Source organism: Paludifilum halophilum, from assembly GCF_002245355.1.
GTDB lineage: Bacteria > Bacillota > Bacilli > Thermoactinomycetales > DSM-45169 > Paludifilum > Paludifilum halophilum.
On the sequence record NZ_NOWF01000001.1, the window covers coordinates 240,232 to 257,890 of the forward strand.

The following is a 17,659-nucleotide window of genomic DNA, read 5'->3' on the forward strand; positions in this document are numbered from 1 at the left end:
TCCTAATCAATTTCTATAAAAGACGACGAAATTAATATTTTCCTAATAAACCCCTTTTTATTGCTTCCTTTTCGCATAACCGAAAGATCCCAACTCCTAAACAAAAGTAAACGAAGGAATTTGTCAGCAAAAATACAAAGTCTCCAGCGGAGAATTCCCACAGGGAAACATGATCAATCATCGTTTGTTTCAACATGTCCACTCCATAGATAAAAGGAAAATACTTAAGAAAAGGAGCTTTTTCTATCGGCATATAAATAAAGGACATGATCAAAAATTGAAATAATATCAAGAGATTATCCACTTGTTTAATCAAGATACAGATCCCTGCTACAATAAAACCGATCCCAAACATACTAAACAAAGTTAAAAGCAAAATCGGAATAATACCAACCAAATCCACATTTAAATATACTCCTGTCGTCACCATGGATGCGATCGTTAACAACACTACGCCCGATGATTGGATGAGAACCTTTCCGATCATTCTGCTCAATAGGATCTTCCAAACGGAAATCGGGGTCATATATAGTTGGTCCATCGTTCCTCTCTGTATATCTGTATAGACTTCCCAACCAATGGACTGCATGGCTGCCAGAGCAAAAATCCAAATGATATAGCCGGCAACAACATATTCAATTTTCTCTCCAAACTGATCCATTTGTCCGGCAAAAGTATTAAATCCCAGAAAAAGCGCCATGAGTATCATGTAAAAGATAAAAAACTCAAGAAGAGTGTTCGTCAGGTATCTTCTAAATTCGATGTATTGTTTAAAGATATTACTCTTGAACATGGACAGCATCTACTTGATTCCTCTCACATAAAATAGTAAAAATTTTTTCGAAATCTAGGCGATCCGGCTCAATACTATCAATGTACACCTTCTCTTTTTTCAATAGTTCAATAAAAGCATAAAATGAGGTAGTATTCGAGATGTCTACGCGATATAACCCGGAAGTGCTGTCATATGAAAATTCCGGGAATTGTCTAACGATACGATTCAATTTTTTTTCCGATATCTCTCCCCCTTTTACAGACATTGCATACGTTTTGATTTGAAATAATTCCATCAGCTTTTCCACAGTATCTTCTACAATTTTTTTCCCTCGGTCGATGATTACCACTCGATCGCAAATTTCTTCTACTAATTTCATGTCATGTGTACTGATAATAATCGTTTTTTTGAACTCATTTCTTATTTTCGTTAAAATCTTCTTTAATTCGTTGGTCGTTTTTACATCAAGACCCAAAGTTGGTTCATCCAATAGAATCACTTTTGTATTTAGACAGAGAGCTACGGTGATAGCTACTTTTTGTTGCATACCTCTAGATAAATTCCCAACCAGTTCACTCTTTTTTTCTTCTAGTCCGAATAAGCGCAACCACTCATCCGCTTGATCCTTGATCTCCTTGAACTGAATCCCGCGGTTTCCTGCGAAATATGAAATATTTTCTTTTACGGTCATTCTCCAATATAAATTTCTATTTCCTTCTAAAACAGTACTAATGTATTTAAGAGATTCCATCCGTTTTTGGTAGCTGATCCCTTTTATAAAAATGCCACCGGATTTTGGTATTAATAACCCGCAGATCATCCGGATAATAGATGATTTGCCTGCGCCGTTCGGTCCGAGAAGTCCGAAAATCTCCTCTTCTTGAACTTGAAAGCTAACGTCATTCACGACTCGAATAAATGTTTTACCCTTTTTATCTTTAAAGGAAGCAGTGAGATTTTGTACGTCGATAATGGGGTTCAAGTTGCCACACTCCCCAATGCTGTTTCGGGACTGACAATCGCCACTTCAAAATGTTTCTTGATTATTGGACCGAATAGGTTTCGTGGACCCACCACAAACACTTTGCTGACATGAAAACGTTTAAGCGTCTTAACAGTCTCCGGCCATCTTACTGGATAATCGTATCCATCCAGCAAAACATTTTTCAGGTCATCCCCTTTTTCGGTGGTCATACCGTCAACATCCGACACGCAAGGAATCGTTAAATCGCGAAATAAAAACCGATTATAAACCGTCTTCCTGGTATGTTCTTTAAAGTTAGTTAACTTGCTGGAATGAACCAGGCGTTCCATGGTGTGCAAGGAGATCCCTTTTTGTTTGCGTATCTCCTTTTTAATCATTTCAATGGTTTCTGAAGTAGCGCAAACCGCGTGGATATCATCGGACAGATATGCAGAAAGTTCAACCCATCGACCTTGTGCGCTAAGAGTCTGTATCATGTCTTGTATTTGATCAAGGGTGATATGGTAAAAGAAATGGGTTCCCATTTTTTCACCGAGATCCGAGAAATATTGTTTTTCTTGGAGTGTGCTTTCATAAGTCAATAACAATGTTTCTCGATAGGTTAAACTCCTTGTATAAATGGCAGCAGCAAAACCTCCAAAACTAGCTCCCACACAAAATGACGGTTTCATCCCCAATTTTTCTTCCGCCCAATCGGACAGCGCCAATGAATTGGCTAAAAATGCACATTGGAAGATTTCCCACTGGTCCTCCGTCGCCTCTTTAAATGCTTTTGGCAGTGAAAACCCCAATATTTCACTGGCATCATCAAAGCGCCTATGGGCATAGGGGCTCTTTTCGACAAAATCTTTCACGCTTTCATAATCGGAAGGTGCCAAACCGGGAAACACTACAGCCACACTCATTCTGCCGTCCTCCTAGCCATGCCCTTTTCAATCATATCCTGCAACCCTAAGTAACACTCCACTTCAAAAGAAACAGACATAAAACTCAGCGACTTATAGATAAAGTTGCCTGGACCCATGACTACCAATCGTTCTACTCCCAAAGCAGCCATTTTCTCGATGGTTTGGGCCCATTTTACGGTCGAGCTGTACTGCTCTACAAGCCCATGACGAATTCCGTTTTCATCATCTAATTCCTCAGTCGATATATTGCAGATTAAAGGTATTTTCGGTTTCCTTACTCCATCCGCATAATACCAATTGAGGCTAAATTCATGCTTCACCTCTTCCATTAACGAACAATGGGCAGGAGGGCCATATGGGATCTCCACTCCGATTCCGCCTAATTCCAATGCTCTTAGATTCAATTCCTCCATACTGTATAAAGATCCACAGACGATCATCTGATTGTTTGCCGTATAAGCACAAGCTTTCAGATAATGCCCTTGGGATTCCATCTCTTCCATAGCAACTAACAGCTTATCAATATCGATATTGTAAAAAAAATGAACGCCATACCCTTTACCCGCAAAATGTTCCTCTTCTAATAAAGCCATGGTATAAGTCATCCGAATTAAGTCGGAAAAGGTTAAAGCCCCACTTATATGCGCAGCCGTCAACTGACCTAGACTTAAACCAGCTAAATAAGAAGGAGATGGTATATCATCCCGCACCCACTCATACAGCGCCGAACTGATGGATGCGATGGCCGGTCTGGCCACAATGCCGCGATTAACTTCATCAAGGTTTTCGGAGAAGAATACATCAACCAAATCAAAGCCCAGAGTTTGTGATGCTTCGGCAAATTTGTTCCGCATAACCGGGGATTGATCGAATAATTCCCTATATTCACTAGGTTCGATATACATTTGTGAAGGAAATAGAACGGCTGTTTTTGTCATTCCATCCACCCCCTCACGCTGTCAGGCCTCCATCGACCACCCATGTCTGTCCATTGACATAACTGGAGTGGTCTGATGACAAAAAGGAAACCACTTCAGTAATCTCCTCCGGAAGGGCAAAGCGACCTAAAGGTATCTGCTCCTTAATTTGCTGCAACTCCGCTTCATCAATCCTCTCAATCATTCCTGTATCTAATGTATAACCGGGTGCGACTGCATTTACTCGTACGTTGTAAGGAGCGAATTCTTTACTGAGAGATTTCGTTAACCCGATTAACCCCGCTTTACTTGCGCAATAGCTGCTTAACCTTTCAATTCCTGTAATACCGGCCACTGATGCGATATTGATAATTGAACCCTTCTGAGCAAGCAGCATATGAAGCGATACTGCTTTAATACAGTGAAAAGAACCAATGAGGTTCGTCTCAATCACATGAACCCAATCCTCAATAGGATTCGTCGGAATGACAGCCCCCTCAACTCCAATCCCTGCATTGTTCACCAGCACATCGATCTTCCTGTATGTATCAACGATTTTGTTAACGACTCCCGTAACTTGTTCGTAATCCTTGATATTTAATCGAAACTTGGCCGCAACTGCATTGGGTCGATCCGCCTTTATCTGGTCTACTACATTCTGAGCAGCTTGCCCGTTCGATTTGTACCCAACGATGACATCAGCTCCCAAACGCCCTAAGTGCAAACATATAGATTTGCCAATTCCGCTGGATCCTCCAGTAACCAAAACCAATTTCTCTTTAAGTTTCAATCTTCCCAACCACCTATCGAGTTTTGATGGTTATCAATCCATTCATCCCTGATTTTAAAACAGAAGTTATAATATGACACTCGTATATCACGCAAGACTTTTTGTATGAATTAACACTCATTCCACTCAAACAATCGACAGAAATTACATAAATGTTATTTATCAACATCCCCAAATCACCTAATATACGTCTTTTCAGTATTATCATTTCTTTTTAATAAATAATTTATTGAAGTTCCAAACTGAGTGAGTTACAATGCATATACTACGTACATAGATTTTCAGTATATACCAAAATATTGAAGGGGGACGATGTTAAAAGCATAAGGATTTGCTTTCATAGCGACTCCACTTCTTGATTGGCTATCTGACCGCTACGAATCTATATCGAAAAACCTATGGATCTTGGAAAGACAAGAAACGAGATATCTAGAGGAAGCCTCTATAAAAAAACAACCCGGCATGAACTGCCGGGTAAAAGGAAATAAAAAACGGTATTCATGGAAAAACCTCCGTCATCTCAGCAGGACTAGGAAAAAGGATTTCATCAAGTACGGTAAAAGCACTAATCTTCGATTCCTATACGACCGACTATGTTATAGAATCTTTACATTGTTTCCAAACAGATTATCGGCAGGCATTATTGAAGAATAATAAAAAAGGGACACTTTTAAAATCATTAACACATTTCGTGTTAATTTGGTATCACCACTACGATGTGTTTTCGAAATTCCTTCAAATTAACACATGAGGTGATAATTATGAATCACTATACCTTGTTGGTTTCTTCCTGTGTACGTCAACAACCGGCAATGGCTGTAGTCCAATCAATCCTCTCGATTGAAAACGTAAAGTGGTTTAAAGACTTTGAAGAATTGAAGCGATTAACAGAAATAAATGGTAACCGAGTTTTGATCATTTTGGATGGATCGGATTTCAAGTTGCTGAACAGTATAAATTATATAATCTGGAAGCAACAGCTCCCTCGTCCGAAGCTAATCTTTTTGCTGAAAAAATTTCACAAAGAACATTTGCAATTTTTAAATTTGGAAGGATGCGGTATGTTACTGCATAAAAATATCGATCAGTTGAAAACTGCCATATCAGTCGTTAGCAACAATGGTTGGTATTTTTGTTCCGACTTGGAATATAAAATATTTCAGGTAATTAATAAGAGTCAGGAAAATACTGAGCTATCCCTCACGAACATGGAGTTGCGGGTCATTCAGGAATTATTAAAAGATAAAACCAATCAACAAATCGCTGATAGCCTTTATATCAGCCGCAGAACTGTAGAATACCACATCACTTCAGCTATCCAAAAGTTAGGGGTTAATTCTCGGGTTGGACTAGCCATTAAAATGGTCGATCATTTCCGTCATACTAACTACCACGATCATTTGAGCGGACAGTAAACTAGTACTTTTTGAAAACATTTCAATGTTACTAAATCAGAAAGCCGAACAAACCTTCCCATTTGGCTCCCTTCAGCATCGATAGGTAAGACGGAATCCATAAATCGAATGAAGTTTTCCGCAACTTTAGACCTAGGTTGTAAGGATGATCATACGGATCGACTGTGCCGCCGCAAAAAGGCTGTCGGCATGATGGCCGACAGCCTTTTCCAGCACTCGTTTGTAGTTTATAATTTTTAAAGCGTTCTGTACCTGACCCTGGTTATTTCAAAACTCACTAGTCTCCTCTGTGAAACCTTTCATATCCCTCTAATCCCGATATGACCTTATTCTGCTTCAGCAACAACGGAAAAACGTTCGTTCTGGTGTTGCGGATTTTCAATTTCATCTAACACGGCAATGGCATAATCAGCATAACTAATATAGCTTTCGCCCTTGGCATTCAAAATCAACCGGTCTTTTCCTTTCTGATAAGTACCTGTTCGTTTCCCTTCCGGGTCAAAGAATCCTGCCGGGCTGATATATGTCCATTGAATTTTGCTTGTGTTTTGTAACTCTTCAAGGTTTTTTCCTGCGTTTTTGGCAGTCGGAAGATAGGCTTCGGGAAAGTCGGGAGTTTCAAAAAGTCGTACGGTTTTCGCTTCATCCACAAATAGACTTCCTGCTCCTCCAACGACGATCATCCTTGTGTGCGGAGCGCCTTTAAGTGCTTCAATCAAGACTCTTCCGGCTTCCACATGCTGATGTTCATGCCCCGGAGCCGCATTAAACGCATTGACGATGACGTCAAAACGCTGAATGTCTTCTGCTTTTAAATCAAAGATGTTCTTTTCCACTACGCCGACATCTTGATTTTGAACCTTTCCTGCATCTCGAACAATGGCTGTAACTTCGTGACCTCTCTCAACCCCCTCCTTCAGAATAAGGCTTCCGGCTTTACCGCTGGCACCGATAATTCCGATTTTCATATTTATTCCTCCTAAACGATTTATACTCATTCGAGATGAAACCCCATCGATTACCTGTAATCAGGATAATTACATCAAGAGTGTTTGTCAATATACGAAACAAACTTTTTTGGTTGGATATGATAAAGTATAATCATCATGTAATCGAATGCATTACATGACCACAATGTATTCCAAAGCTTGAGGAGGGCGACTGAAGGTGTCCATCAGCAGCCGGTTTGCCGTAGGGATTCATATACTATCTCTGATCGCGATCAATAAAGGTGGAGTCAACTCATCAGAGTTTATTGCAGGAAGTGTTAATACAAATCCGGTTGTAATAAGAAAAATCATGGGAATGCTTAAAAATGCAGGGCTAGTAAAAGTGCGTCCCGGCATTGCAGGAGCTGAACTAGCTAAGGATTTATCGGGTATTACATTGCTTGACGTTTATAAGGCGGTTCATGTTGTGCAAGAGCAAGAGCTGTTTAACGTACATGACAACCCGAATCCAGCCTGTCCTGTTGGCAGAAACATTCAGAATACAGTCGTTCCACTGCTTTTAAACGCTCAACTTGCATTGGAGAAGAATCTAGAGCATGTAACCATCGAAGATATTATAAAGGATATTGCAAATAAAGAGAAAATCAGTAAAGAGTAACGCAATCCCGTATTCTTTTGATCAAGATTTGTTTACCATTTAGATATACAAAAAGAAACCACCTCGAAAATCAGGTGGTTTCTTTTACTGCAACGGATTTTACACCATCCTACCCGGGGATACGGTTACCTCCCTTGAAATGACGGTGTTCGTTTGGTGAAGAAAGCCGTCATACCTTCAACAGCATCCTCTGTCCGGATGACTTTCAACATGTTCTCCCGCTCGATGGATAAACCTCGATGAAAGTCCTCCTCGGTCCCTCTGACGACAGCAGCCAGGATTCCCTTCATCGCGATCGGCGGACCGGCCGCCAGTTGTTTCGCCCAATCAAAAGCCTCTTCGCGGATCTGTCCCCGAGTCGCAACATGGTTAACAAGCCCGTATTCCAAAGCTGTTGGAGCGGAGATCCTTCGCCCGCTCAGCATCAGATCCAAAGCCCGTCTGCGACCGATCAACCGGGGGAGGCGTTGGGTTCCTCCATAGCCCGGCATGATTCCCAGCCGCACTTCCGGCAACCCCAGTTCAGCTGTATCGGCGGCAATAGCCAGATGACAAGCCATTTGCAATTCATTTCCGCCGCCCAATGCTTTTCCGTTCAGACAAGCAATTACAGGCTTGGGAAACGCTTCGATACGGTTGAATAGTTCGTGCATCCGCAGCAGGGTCTTCTCTGCCGTTTCCCGATCTCCCATTTCGCCGAACTCGGAAATATCGGCCCCTGCGGAGAACATCTTCTCTCCGGAACCGGTAATGATGAGAGACCCGACGGATTCATCCGCTTCCGCCCGGTCTAGGATATCCTCCAACTCGTATAAAGTTTCTCGGCTCAATGTGTTCATCGGTGGGCGATCAATGGTGATGACCGCGACCCGATCCCTGGTTTCAACGTTGCAATTCGCGGACTCCATTATGATCCCTCCCGTTCGACAACAGCCGCCACAGCCATGCCGAATCCGATACACAAAGTCACCAGACCGTAACGTCCTTCTACGCGCTCCAATTCGTTGATCAGGGTTGCTGTGAGACGGGCACCACTGGCGCCGAGAGGGTGACCCAGTGCGATGGCACCGCCGTTGGGATTCACTTTTTTCGGATCGGGGTTGATCTCCCGCTGCCAGGCGAGGACCACCGAAGCAAACGCTTCGTTCACTTCGAACCGATCGATATCATCCAAGGACAATCCGGCCCGTTTCAGCACCTTTCGGGTGGCGGGGATGATCCCCGTCAACATGATTTCCGGGTCCACTCCGGCCAAAGCAGTCGCCACTACCCTTGCTCGCGGGGCCAGCCCGAGAGACTCCGCCTTTTTTCGAGAGGTCAGCAGAACAGCAGCCGATCCGTCGCTGATCTGGCTGGAATTTCCGGCTGTCACTTTGCCATCTGGACGAAAAGACGGTGTTAATCCCGCCAGCGCTTCCAGGTTGGTATCCGGTCTCGGCGTCTCATCCGTCTCTAGCAAGACCTCTTCCCCACCGGGGGTTCTCCCTTTCATCGGGATCATCTCATGGTCGAACCGTCCTTCTCTTTGCGCTTGAACCGCTTTTTCATGGCTGTTGAACGAAAACCGGTCCAGTTCTTCTCTGGAAAGGTCCCACTTCTCGGCGATCAATTCTGCAGACATCCCCTGGGGAATAATCGTGTGTCGATCCATTAGCTGATTGCTGAAATTCCCGCCGTCGCTCCCCATGGGAACCCGGTTCATGCTTTCCACACCGGCGGCGATGACACAATCGGACATCCCCGCCATAATCGCATGGGCCCCTTGAGCCAATGTTTCCAGGCTGGACGCGCACATTCGGTTGACGCTCACCCCGCACACTTCCACGGGAAACCCGGCGATTAAACCCGCCAACCGCCCGATGTTATACCCCTGCTCCCCCACCTGGGTGACACAGCCCATTTTGATATCCTCCACTTCAGAGGGATCCAACGGGTTGCGGTTGATCAATTCCTTCAGAAGAAAGGCCGCCATTTCATCGGGCCGTGTATCGGAAAGAGATCCCTTTTTCCGTCCGATGGGGGTTCGCACTGCATCAACGATAACCGCATCCCGGTCTCGCATATCCTTCACCCTTTCACGATTAAAAAGTGAACAAATCGATTCCACCTGTTACCGGAAGGCCGACACCGGTGATATAACCGGCTTTCTCCGATGCGAGAAAAGCAATCGCATGGGCGATATCCTCCGGTTTCCCCGGCCGTTTGAACGCGGTTCGGTTGATCATTCGCTCCCGCATGCCGGGATTGGACATTTGGAAGGCCTCCGTATCGATGATTCCGGGTACGATGGCATTGACAGTAATGTTGTACTTGGCACCCTCCAGCGCCAGTGACCGGGTCAACCCCAGAACGCCGGCTTTGGTTGCGGAATAACTCGCCTGACCGTAGCCGCCCAGCGTTCCGGCGACGGATGCCATATTGATAATCCGCCCCCACTCCTGTTCTTTCATATAGGGCCAAATGGCCTTGGAACAGTTATAGGAACCCGTCAGATTGACGCGGAGATCCCGCTCCCAAAAGTCGTCGTTCTGGTGTTCCAACCGGGCTGTATGGTCCAGAGTGGCTGCATTGTTGACGAGAATGTCGATCCGCCCGAACTGTTCCTTTACCTGCTCCATAACCGATTGGACTTCCTTGCGATCGGTCACATCCATTCGAAAAGCGGTGGATCGACGCCCCAAAGCTCGAATCCGCTCGGCGGTTGACCGGGTATACACCGTTTGGGTCTGGGCCATCACCTGAGCCATGGGGCCCAGCTTTTCCGTTGTTTGTTCCAAATTCTCATCTTCTTCGATCAGGATATCGGTCACAACCACATCCGCCCCGGCCTCAGCCAGCGTCAGAGCATCGGTACGTCCCAACCCCCGGGATGCACCGGTCACCAGGGCGACTTTTCCCTCTAGCGGCAAACTCATACTTTCTCCTCCCCTGATGGTTGAATAGCCATAGTGGCCGCCGCTTCGCTCGCCGCAGACCCTACCTCTGCGGAAGGGCTTTCCGTATAGGTTTGTTGGATCACTTTTTTGTATTTTTCCTCTACTTTTTTCATTCGGACTTTTAATGTGGGGGTTAATTCCCCGGTTTCCACCGTCCACTTTTCGGTAAGAATCACTACTTTTTTGGGCTGTTCATGAGGGGCAAAGGATTTTACAGCCTGCTCGACTTCATGGACCAGCAGCTTTTGAACGACAGAATGCTGAAGAAGATCGGTCCGCTCATCCGCGGAAATTTCTTGGCTGCGTGCCCATGGAAGGAGATACTCCATGTCGGGAACCACCAAGGCGACTACATACTTCCGTCGGTGGCCGATCAACAGGGAATAATCGATAAACACACTCTGGGTGATCGCGTTTTCCACCGGTTGTGGCGCTACATTTTTACCGGTGGTCAAAATCAGAATACGCTTCTTCCGATCCAGGACTTTAAGATACCCTTCCTCATCTAGCTCTCCCAGATCCCCCGTGGAGAACCACCCGTCCCTCAATTCGGCGGCTGTCGCCTCCTCATTTTTGTAATACCCCTTCATCACACTCGGTCCTCGAACCAGAATTTCCCCGTCGGATGCAATGCGCACCTCCAGATTGGGCAAGGGTTTACCCGCCGTTCCGATCTTGGCCCGGGCCATCGGATTGGTAGCAATCACTGGGGATGTTTCTGTCAATCCATACCCTTCCAGAATGGGAATATCAAGAGCCCAAAAGAACCGGGCAATGTCCGGATTAAGAGCGGCACCTCCGGAAATCATTCCCCGCAGATTTCCTCCGAGGCGTGCCTTTACTTTTTGGTAGACCAACCGATCTGCGTACTTCCATTTCCGGCGCAATCGAGAAGGTAATTCACCCCGAATTAAATCGTCCAACGGGTGTCGCAGGAAGTACTCATAGCGCTCGAGGCCGACGTTCACCGCCCATTCAAAGATTTTCCGGCGCAACGGCGTTCCGGCATCAATTTGCTCCTGTACCTGGGCATACACCTTTTCAAACAGCAGCGGAACGCTGGTCATTACCGTCGGTTTGACTTCCATCAGGTTGTCCTGAATGGCATGGATGCCTTCGGCATAAGCGATAGTCGCCCCGACAGACAAAGGCATGAACTGTCCCGCCATCCGCTCAAATACATGGGAAAGAGGCAAATATGAAAGAAGGACGTCGTCATGCCGCGCCTCCAAGCACCAAAATTGAACCCCTTCAATATTGGCCAAAAAATTACCATGGGTCAACATGGCCCCTTTGGGCTTACCGGTGGTTCCGGAGGTATGAATGATTGTGGCCAGATGATTGCGGCCGATCTCCCTCCAGATCTCCTCCCAGTTGCCCAATGGATGCTCAGCACCACTCTTGGCCAACTCAAAAAAAGAGAGGGCTTTTTCGGTTCTGGAAAAAGCGGTTTCCGGATGCATAACGGCTACATGACGGACCTCTGCTTCTCCCTCCAACACCTTTTGCAATTGCAACTCGTTTTCCACCACCGCCACTCGGCAATCGGCGTTTTGAAGGATAAAGGCCACTTGGTCGGAGGGAAGGGTCGGATAGATGGGAACACTGACCGCTCCCAGACTGCAAATGGCGAGGTCCGTAACCGGCCACTTCGGATTGTTTTCGGACAGAATCGCCACTTTATCTTCCCGGCCGACTCCGAGCCGTTTCAGACCCGCGGCGATATGTTTTATTTCTTCCCAAAATTGACGATACGTGAGATGCTGGTAGGTTCCTTCTCTCTTCCACATCAATGCCGCTTTGTCCGGGTAACGCTCAGCCGAGTGCCACACCATTTCCACCAAATTATTCGCCTTCATCGGAGACCTCCCTACTCCTTCACTAGGGCATGTCTGGTCAATCGCCGAAAGTAGCTGGACGCCGATTTCCAGCATAGCGCCCTCTACACTCAGGGGAGCACAAGTCTCGCCTCAATCGCTTCACTCCCGGGTTCGCTATGCCCGACAATCGAGCGGAGTTTTCGGAGGACCGGACCGTTTAACGGCCACGATGCTTTCCCGCATGAATGCTGGTTCGGTCCGGAGAAAAGGTCGCGGACTGTTTACCATCTGCGGGAGGACAACCCGGGGCGGAGTCGGAAATCGACCCCCTGCACCCAGCTATCGTTCATGATCAGACACGTCCTAGGGGGCGGACCCGGTGCCGCACAGCCGACACCGGGTCACCGATTTATTCATATTGGCTGGTGTCATATTGGCGCAACAAGTTTTCCAGCTTCATCGCCAGCCCGATATTCCCTTTGACCTTTAGCTTCCCGGACATGAAAGCGGCCGTTCCATTCAATTTACCGACCAACATCTCTTTAAAGTCTTCCGCTGACATTTGCAAGGTGCAATCGGCTTCCGCGGGCGTACCTTTTTCCACCTTGGCCTTGCCCTCGGACAGATGAAGTTGGTACGTTTCTCCCTCGTCTCCGGATATATCATATTGGTAAACCACATTCATCCCTTCGATCGGTTTCGGATCCTCGTTTAAATTCTTTTCGATTTCATTCCATGCTTCCTCTACAGTGTAATCTTTAATATTTTTGGCCATTTTCTGATTCTCCTCTCTCTGGTTTACACAGGTTTCGACGGATCACAAGCGAGAGTTCACCTGGCGGCTCCCTTTCCAGAACCACCTCCTTTATCGGATGTCCGCCGGAAGATTTACACACGCACCCCGAAGGGTTCATACAAATGGCGGGCGGTAATCAAATGTTGAACTTGATTGGTCCCTTCGAAAATATCGAATATTTTGGCATCCCGGTAAAGCTTCTCAACGATGTGTTCCTCCAGACCGACAGGGCCCAACAGTTCCAGGCATTCGGAACAGACATCCAGTGCGATTTTGCCGGAATAGGCTTTGCAGATAGCGGCTTCTTTGGCATTGGGCTTGCCAATATCGGCTCTCCAAGCCGCCTCCCAAGTAAGCAGACGGGCCGCTTCGATATCCTGTTCCGCGTGGGCCAACACGTCGGCAGCCAGATGGTGAAAGTGCCCATGCCTGGGATATTCCCTCCGTACCCAATCCAAGGTATACTCATAGGCTGCACGGGCGATGCCGATCGCCATGGCCGCTACAATCGGGCGGGTATTATCGAACGTCTTCATCGCCACCCGGAAACCCGACGGACGATCACCCCGGGTTTCATAATAGGATTCACCGCCGAGGAGGTTTTCCTCCGGCACAAAACAGTCTTCAAGCAGCAACTCCGCCGTTTCTGAAGCGCGGATGCCCATTTTTTGGGCCAGCCGTGTGCAAGTAAAACCCGGGGTGTCTTTCTCCACAACAAAGGCCCGGTGTCCCGCACGCCCCAGGGTTCGGTCGACGGTGGCAAAAACGACGACCCAGGAAGCGCGTCCCCCGTTGGTAATAAATATCTTTTGTCCGTTGAGGATATACCCGCCCTCTGTTTTTTTGGCTGTCGTCCGGATCCCGGAAACGTCGGACCCCGCCTCGGGTTCCGTCAGTGCATAAGCACCCCAGCGAGGCGGCTCATCTTTTGAAAAGATGGATAAAAATCGCCGCTTCTGTTCCGGTGTTCCACTGGATTGCACCGGCGGCCCGCCCAGTCCCGGTCCGGGCAGGGTTAACGCGATGGCCGGATCGCCCCATCCCAACTCCTCACTGGCGATCACCGCCAGCCGGTTCCCTTGACGCTCAGATTTCGTTTTTTTATCGGATTTTGGTTTATCTTCCCCGAATGAAGAAGTGGTAAGCTGTATGCCCAGCTTGTTGATCTTATCGAGCCATTCGTCCGGAACCTTCCCGCTTTTGTCCGCTTCCATGGAGATCGGTCGCATTTCATTTTCTGCGAACCAATGGACAACATCCTTCACTTGCTGTTGATGCGGCGATAATTCAAAAGAGATCATCGGGCGCCCCCCTTTCATGCCTCGGTTCGTATAGGCTCATCCAGGATCTGTACACCGTGACGGATCGTCAGGTCATGTTCCCGGCCGTAAAGGATGACTTGAGCTTGCGCATCCCTCATCCATTTCTCGACAGGGAACTCTTGGACATATCCGTGACCTCCCAGCAGCTGAACTGCTGAATCGGTGACAAAGCGAAGGGAACGGTGCGCCCGTGCCAGTGTAGATAAAACCGATTCAGATTCTTCTCTATCTGTGTTCTCTGCCGAGCGCCGGACAAGATGGCGTACTGCCTGTGTTTCGATAGCCATGTCGGCGAGGTTGAAGGAAACTCCCTGGAATTTGGCGATGACTTGGCCGAATGCCTTTCGTTGTGCGGTATACTCAGTGGCATAAGACAGTGCGGCTTCCATTAAGCCTACCTCTTTGGCCGCTTCCAATACATAGACCCGGGATAATGCCTTTGACAGAAGATCCTGAGCCTCACTTCCTTTGGCCAACACTCGATCCTCATTGACCGTTTCGTCATCGAAACGCACACGCGCACACCCTGCCGCCAGCAAACCCAGCCGGTAGCCTCCTTCCACCACATCCCATGAGTTATCCGCTTTATCCAACCACAGAATCAAGGGATTTCCATCGGAATCGGTAACCGCTATAACCAAATGATCAGCAAACGCTGCCAACCGAAGAGGCTGTGACGTCCCGCTCAATACATAACCGGCACCCTTTGGAACCGCTTTTATTTCTGAGGTCGGCAAAATGGCATTCGCTGCGTGATAGAAAGCCACAACAGGCCAGGATCCATCCCGGCCGGCATCTTTGTACGAATTCAGGACCGGGCTGTCCGGAATCAAGCGGATCAGTGACGCGGCATCTCCGGGGCCGGGCAATCCCTGCAGAATACCCAAATCCCCGTAACTCAGGGATTCCAGGATCTGAATTTGAGAGATCAACGGCAGCTCCAAGCCGCCCCAACTCTCCGGAAGCTCAAGTGTTGCAAAACCCAATTCATCAACCTTCTTCACCAGATCCGGATTCACTCGCCGATTCTGTTCACACTCCCGTGCCAAAGGCCGAATGCGTTCATCGGCAAAATCCTTGGCGAGATCCACAAACGACCATTCATCTGCCGTAGGCTGAAATGAAATCAAATCAACGCCTCCTCCGATACAGAAAAACGAAATGATACCAGTACGTATCAGTACTATACCATGTTCTTCCCTCGAACTTCAAGAATACGTACCCGATTCGTCAAACCGATTCATTCGAAAAACGCTTTTTCAGATCGCTGATTTCTTGTTGCAGTTGCCTGATCTCTTTTTCCAACTCAGCGTTGTTTTTCAGGTCCTGTTTTCGGCTCATCCGCCACCTTTGGAACCGTTCGAACAGCAAAAGCAGGCTGGGATCCTGAATCACGGTATCCATCACTGCATCTTCAAAGGTTTCCCGATGCCCGTCCATACCGTGATCTTTACCATATAACAAATGCTTCTCCATCAGCTGAGGGATCCGGCTGTTGTTCGGACCCCCGCTCTGCCGGTAGAATGCCTGAATGCGCTCTTCCATGGTCATTTTTTCTGTTCCCACTTTTCTCTGACCTCCCATCATCTTTAAACCACAGCCACAGCGGATCAAGCGCGCCTGGAACGAATCACCCGCCATACCACATAAACGGACAAGGCGGCTGAGCCCCAGAGTAATCCTTCGCCGAGCCAGCGAATGGAAGGCATCGTTTTCATCGCTTCCGCAGCGAAGGACAGGAGTAAGGAAGAACCGATAAACAACCCGCTGGCCAAGATCCCTAAGATCAGCCGATTGATCGACCGGTTTGCGAATTGGTTGAAACGATCGGGTACACGGTGTTCTACGAGCAGCTTGAGGTCGTTCCAAGCCAATTTCTCTAAAATCTTGTTCACCCTGCGGGGCAGAGTACCGATCAATTTGCCCGTTTCGGTAATAAAGCTGGCATTGGCCCGGAAGTTAAACCGCCGGGACAACCAGCGGCGAAGAATCTGCACATCCGCAGACTCCACCACCGTGTGATAGCTGATTTCCGGACACAACCACCGCGCCGAGCCTTCTGCCGCCGAAAATCCCTTCGACCACAAGGCCAACCCATTCGGGATCCGGCAATGATTTCGCATACCGATGGTGATCAGCTGAATCAACAGGCTCCCCCAATTATATCGGCTCCCTTGCTCGCTGTTCACATAGTGGATACACATGGACCGAAGCTCGTCTTTGAGGCGGGCTGGATCCGTGTAAGATGTCGGTTGCATCAGATCCAAGGCCGCTTCCGCCGCATCCTCCGCCTGATTGAGCCGGATATGCAACAAAGAGCGAAAGATCGCTTCGGTATGAAGCGAGTCCATCCTCCCCACCATTCCCCAATCGATTCCGATGATCTTCTTTGTCCGGCGGTCCACCATCAGGTTGGATCCGTGGGGGTCCGCATGATAAAACCCTTCCGAGAAGGTTTTTACGTAATAATGAGCCAGATCGACCATCCTCATGAACCGCTCTTCAAAGGTAAAGAAATCAACGGGAAACTCTTTGAGGTTCCAGCCATCGATAAATTCCATCACCAAAACACGGTGACTCACCATATAAACTTCCGGTACGCCGATGGTTTCAAACTCTTCCCCGATTCTCCCGTGTTCCTTGATATTTCGCGCTTCGATACGCATATCCAGTTCATTAACCGAACTGCTGTAATAATCCTCAATCAGCCCCGGCAAATCAATGGCGACGGCTGTGGGCGGGGGAAGCCGCTTCTGCAGGCGTTTGGCGAGCGTCCGAATGACGGAAATATCCGTTTTAAACCGTTTGTCCACCGTAGGCCGTACCACCTTGACGGCACACTCCCGGCCATCTTTCAATTTCCCGTGATATACCTGGGCTAAAGAAGCGGAACCAATCGGTGTCGGGTCGATCCACTCAAACGTGTGCAAACCATCGGGTAGTTCCTCGTCCAATACCACAGCCATATGAGAAAAAGGTTGGGGCGGAACTTCATCCAAAAGATCGGCCAGCTCAGCGGTGACGGGATCCGGGAGGAGCTCCTGCCGGGTAACCAATACCTGGCCCAACTTAATAAACGTTGGACCCAGCTCTTCAAAAGCCAACCGCAACCGTCGCCCGATTTTACGCAACCGCTCTTCTTCGGCTTTATCCCGATTTTTTTGAAAAAGGCGGAGCTTCTCCCGATCGAATAGATGCAGCAACCCGTGTTTGGCAAAGATCTTTACTATGGTGCGAAACCGTTTTGTTCGAGTGATACCATCGCGCATCTTTTGAATTTCCCGTTGCAGTTGTTCTTTCTTTCCCTGAAGAATCTCGTCCTTGCCGATCTGCAGCTTTTCGGCCGGCATTGCACCCATTCCGCTCCCTCCCTTCATCGCAACAGGT

17 protein-coding genes are annotated in these 17,659 nt (G+C 47.7%); 2 read left to right on the plus strand and 15 right to left on the minus strand.

The window, feature by feature from the left end:
- Positions 1-31: 31 nt before the first annotated feature.
- Genes CHM34_RS01015 through CHM34_RS01035 form a run of 5 tightly spaced genes read right to left on the minus strand, consistent with a single transcriptional unit; the run spans position 32 to position 4,375 of the window.
- Positions 32-802, minus strand: coding sequence for an ABC transporter permease (locus tag CHM34_RS01015; protein WP_094262721.1), 771 nt, complete (start codon positions 800-802; stop codon positions 32-34).
- Positions 780-1,757 (minus strand): ABC transporter ATP-binding protein, encoded by a 978-nt coding sequence (locus CHM34_RS01020; RefSeq protein WP_094262722.1) that lies wholly within the window; start codon positions 1,755-1,757, stop codon positions 780-782. The genes CHM34_RS01015 and CHM34_RS01020 overlap by 23 nt, the downstream gene beginning before the upstream one ends.
- Complete coding sequence (locus CHM34_RS01025; protein ID WP_094262723.1) at positions 1,754-2,665, minus strand: ACP S-malonyltransferase; 912 nt, start codon at positions 2,663-2,665, stop codon at positions 1,754-1,756. The genes CHM34_RS01020 and CHM34_RS01025 overlap by 4 nt, the downstream gene beginning before the upstream one ends.
- Positions 2,662-3,606, minus strand: coding sequence for an ACP S-malonyltransferase (locus CHM34_RS01030; protein WP_094262724.1), 945 nt, complete (start codon positions 3,604-3,606; stop codon positions 2,662-2,664). The genes CHM34_RS01025 and CHM34_RS01030 overlap by 4 nt, the downstream gene beginning before the upstream one ends.
- A 13-nt stretch (positions 3,607-3,619) precedes the next feature.
- Positions 3,620-4,375: an SDR family NAD(P)-dependent oxidoreductase gene (locus CHM34_RS01035; RefSeq protein ID WP_094262725.1), complete on the minus strand. Its 756-nt coding sequence runs from the start codon at positions 4,373-4,375 to the stop codon at positions 3,620-3,622.
- Between the two features lie 761 nt (positions 4,376-5,136).
- On the opposite strand from CHM34_RS01035, the gene CHM34_RS19725 reads away from it, so the two are divergent.
- Positions 5,137-5,790: a response regulator transcription factor gene (locus tag CHM34_RS19725; protein ID WP_240511805.1), complete on the plus strand. Its 654-nt coding sequence runs from the start codon at positions 5,137-5,139 to the stop codon at positions 5,788-5,790.
- 326 nt (positions 5,791-6,116) lie between these two features.
- On the opposite strand, the gene CHM34_RS01045 is transcribed toward CHM34_RS19725, so the two are convergent.
- The gene (locus CHM34_RS01045) at positions 6,117-6,758 is read right to left on the minus strand and encodes an NAD(P)-dependent oxidoreductase (protein ID WP_094262727.1); all 642 of its coding nucleotides are present in this window, start codon (positions 6,756-6,758) and stop codon (positions 6,117-6,119) included.
- A 199-nt stretch (positions 6,759-6,957) separates the two neighbouring features.
- On the opposite strand from CHM34_RS01045, the gene CHM34_RS01050 reads away from it, so the two are divergent.
- Positions 6,958-7,398 carry an Rrf2 family transcriptional regulator gene (locus CHM34_RS01050; protein ID WP_094262728.1) on the plus strand — a complete coding sequence of 147 codons (441 nt, stop codon included), beginning with the start codon at positions 6,958-6,960 and terminating at the stop codon, positions 7,396-7,398.
- A gap of 125 nt (positions 7,399-7,523) precedes the next feature.
- Here the strand turns inward: CHM34_RS01050 and CHM34_RS01055 are convergent, their stop codons facing one another.
- The 9 genes from CHM34_RS01055 to CHM34_RS01095 all read right to left on the minus strand — a co-directional run bounded on the left by CHM34_RS01055 (position 7,524) and on the right by CHM34_RS01095 (position 17,631).
- On the minus strand, positions 7,524-8,306 hold the full coding sequence (locus CHM34_RS01055; protein WP_094262729.1) for an enoyl-CoA hydratase/isomerase family protein: 783 nt from the start codon (positions 8,304-8,306) through the stop codon (positions 7,524-7,526).
- Entirely contained in the window at positions 8,306-9,460 is a 1,155-nt protein-coding gene (locus CHM34_RS01060; RefSeq protein WP_094262730.1) for a thiolase family protein, read from the minus strand. The genes CHM34_RS01055 and CHM34_RS01060 overlap by 1 nt, the downstream gene beginning before the upstream one ends.
- 19 nt (positions 9,461-9,479) lie before the next feature.
- A complete protein-coding gene (locus tag CHM34_RS01065) occupies positions 9,480-10,313 on the minus strand; it encodes an SDR family NAD(P)-dependent oxidoreductase (RefSeq protein WP_094262731.1) in 834 nt (277 codons plus the stop codon).
- Positions 10,310-12,193, minus strand: a complete 1,884-nt coding sequence (locus tag CHM34_RS01070; RefSeq protein ID WP_094262732.1) for an AMP-dependent synthetase/ligase — start codon at positions 12,191-12,193, stop codon at positions 10,310-10,312. The genes CHM34_RS01065 and CHM34_RS01070 overlap by 4 nt, the downstream gene beginning before the upstream one ends.
- Before the next feature lie 370 nt (positions 12,194-12,563).
- A complete protein-coding gene (locus CHM34_RS01075) occupies positions 12,564-12,929 on the minus strand; it encodes an SCP2 sterol-binding domain-containing protein (protein ID WP_094262733.1) in 366 nt (121 codons plus the stop codon).
- A 113-nt stretch (positions 12,930-13,042) separates the two neighbouring features.
- Positions 13,043-14,251, minus strand: a complete 1,209-nt coding sequence (locus tag CHM34_RS01080) for an acyl-CoA dehydrogenase family protein (protein ID WP_094262734.1) — start codon at positions 14,249-14,251, stop codon at positions 13,043-13,045.
- A 14-nt stretch (positions 14,252-14,265) separates the two neighbouring features.
- Entirely contained in the window at positions 14,266-15,402 is a 1,137-nt protein-coding gene (locus CHM34_RS01085; protein WP_094262735.1) for an acyl-CoA dehydrogenase family protein, read from the minus strand.
- Positions 15,403-15,502: 100 nt separating this feature from the next.
- A complete protein-coding gene (locus CHM34_RS01090) occupies positions 15,503-15,838 on the minus strand; it encodes a hypothetical protein (RefSeq protein ID WP_094262736.1) in 336 nt (111 codons plus the stop codon).
- A gap of 44 nt (positions 15,839-15,882) precedes the next feature.
- A complete protein-coding gene (locus CHM34_RS01095) occupies positions 15,883-17,631 on the minus strand; it encodes an ABC1 kinase family protein (protein WP_094262737.1) in 1,749 nt (582 codons plus the stop codon).
- Between the last annotated feature and the right edge of the window lie 28 nt (positions 17,632-17,659).